General features: G+C 54.9%; 2 protein-coding genes. Both read left to right on the forward strand.

The genetic code is table 11. From position 1 onward, the window contains the following. On the forward strand, positions 1-236 hold a 236-nt coding region (locus tag WBG04_RS10180), incomplete at its 5' end, for a hypothetical protein (protein WP_424314309.1). Positions 237-456: 220 nt separating this feature from the next. Next, positions 457-963, forward strand: coding sequence for a hypothetical protein (locus WBG04_RS10185; RefSeq protein ID WP_424314310.1), 507 nt, complete (start codon positions 457-459; stop codon positions 961-963). The last annotated feature ends 1,463 nt before the right edge of the window (positions 964-2,426 follow it).

Below are 2,426 nucleotides of genomic sequence, written 5' to 3' on the forward strand. Positions count from 1 at the left end.
CGGCGATGATCGTCCACCAGCTGGGGATGAGGTTTGCGAGGGAAGTCGGGATACGCGCCGGCCGGGCCCGCCTGAGTTATGAGAAACTCTATCATGCGCTGACGAGTCATCTGGTCAGGGCGATTGATGCCGCGGGGCTCGAGGGGTTCGGTCACGAGCTCGACCCCAGACACGTTACGCGGGACAGGCGCAAGCGCCTGTCCCCCATAGAATCAGGCATTCAGGCCTTAACCTGACGCGAATGGAAGCTGATGAAGAAGGGGTCTACAAGCTCGATCTTCTGGGGAACAAGATTCCCGTTACGGAAATGAAAGCCGTATCATCATATTCCGCGAGCCGATTCCGGATCGTAAGTCTATTCCGAGTGCCGGAGGTTGCTGAGATTGTTGCCACAGGGAATGCGGCAACTTCAATTGGAAAATCACAGGGATCAGCCGCATTTCTCAAATCAGAACCATGAAATTTTCACATCCTATCAAGAGTCTCGTTCAAGCGCTCACACTAGTTGTCGCCGTCCCGTCATGCACCAATACGGCATTCATTGGTCACGACAGGGCCTACGATGCTAATCTAACCATGGCTGCCGATCTGACATCGGTGCTTTCGCTCAACGCGGGATACGAAGGTCGGTCATACGTGGCAGTGCCTCCGGAAAATGCGCTTCATTGGAAGAAGCTCGTGAATCCCAGTGACGTGGCTGAGGGTGAGGCTTTGTCTACCCTGAGTGCGGTGAAAGTTCAGCGTGTCGCCGTAGATGATAAGCTCTCTGTCGGAGATAAAGCGATCGCGGTGGATTCTGTTGCTTGTTCTGCGACAGGAGATGCGGCCGACGCAGTGGGTAAATCCATTGAGACCGCCCCGGAGACTGCAACGAATCCTCCTGAGGACACGGCCGCCGCAGAGGCTGGTTCGATTGCGACTGATCCCGCATCGATCAATACAGGCGAGACGGTATACAATTAGAAAAACGAAACAGCAATTGCGCTACATCAACGAATAGCGGGCCGTGGGAGATCTAGGAGGTGGCGCACCCTCGTGCCGCTACGCAGGAGATTGCCTATTGCTTGATTGGATATTGGTGAATGAGCGGGTCTTCTCCATCTCTATCTCGCAAAGTTAGTCTTTTGTCGGGCCACGTCGATCACGCAGGAAGTCGACGCTTTGAGCGACGGGGGCGTCGCTCCTCCATGCGCGTCTAGAAGCCGCCTTGCGCGCCTATAGCGCGTGGTAACGCGCCACTCCAGAGGCTTTTTGTTGTACGCCAAATTGACACCGTATTACGTTTCCAAATTGTCACTGTAGAGTTCGGCACTTTCCTTGACATGAAAGGCCCGGCGGGGCCTTGTGAGGGCCTTTCATCTCAAGAAAAATGCCTTTGGGTCGATTGGGATGACACAAAAAATCACCCGATATCAATTCGGTGAAAAACCGTGCCAAACCACGACCACAGGGTGGAAATTCACACCGAGCCTTACAGAAGGCCGCGTTGTTCGACGAGCAAAGAGCATTGCCGAGCCTGCTCTGGAGAGTCTGTATCGAAGCAACACCCGAGCGGCACGAGCTGCCCCCGAAAATTTGGCAGAGGAAAGTCCAGAAAACAACTGGCACAGTGAAGACGCGGTCGCGCCCGCCCTTGGGTTGCGCCAGCAGGCCGGATGGCACCAGATCGCCGAAGATCTCTTCCGCTTGACGTCTACATAGGGAAGTCAGGCTCACCGCCTTTCTGCGGATTGATTGGCCAGCCCGGACAGGTGCGCGGCCATAAAGGGCCCTCGACCAGCCTTTGAACATTGGAGTCCTGTAAGTCACTCGTAACGTGTAGCTACTACAGTGCCAGTAGTTCCAGAAATCGTCCCAAATCCACCTTAAGTTAGAGCCATTCTTGACTGACCCCTTTCTGTTTCTGTTTCTTGACCCCCTTCTGTTTCTTGGTCACACAGGATCTAACAGAACCAGCGGATTTCCGGCCACTCTTTTATCCCGAGATCGGGCTTAAAACAGTGCCATTCTTGACCCCTTTCTGTGGGTTTCCTCCGTCCGGCTATCCGGGGATGGCCGTGATGGAGGATTTGAAGACGTTCCTCAGACCCAAACTCGGCCGGCCGTTCTGCCGAGTGGATGGGAGAATGCGGTAGTCGACCAACCTCAGTTGGTTCAAGCAGTTGGATGATGAGGTTTGTGCGCCTTCGAGGCGATCATGCCGTAGATGGCGATCACCACGAAGCAAAGCAGTGGCAGAACGAAGGATGCCCTGACGCTGGCAAGCTCCATGAATCCAAGATCCACGGGAGGCCGACGATACCGCATTTAAAACCCATGGATCATGTCCGTCATTTGATTGAAGCTTCGGAGGCGCGCCATCGACTGTATTGTGTCATCCCGGCCAGAGCCCGGCGGTGTATGGGAGCTTCGACGTTGCCCCCGCC

Source organism: Haloferula sp., assembly GCF_049672945.1.
Taxonomy (GTDB): Bacteria; Verrucomicrobiota; Verrucomicrobiia; order Verrucomicrobiales; family Akkermansiaceae; genus Haloferula.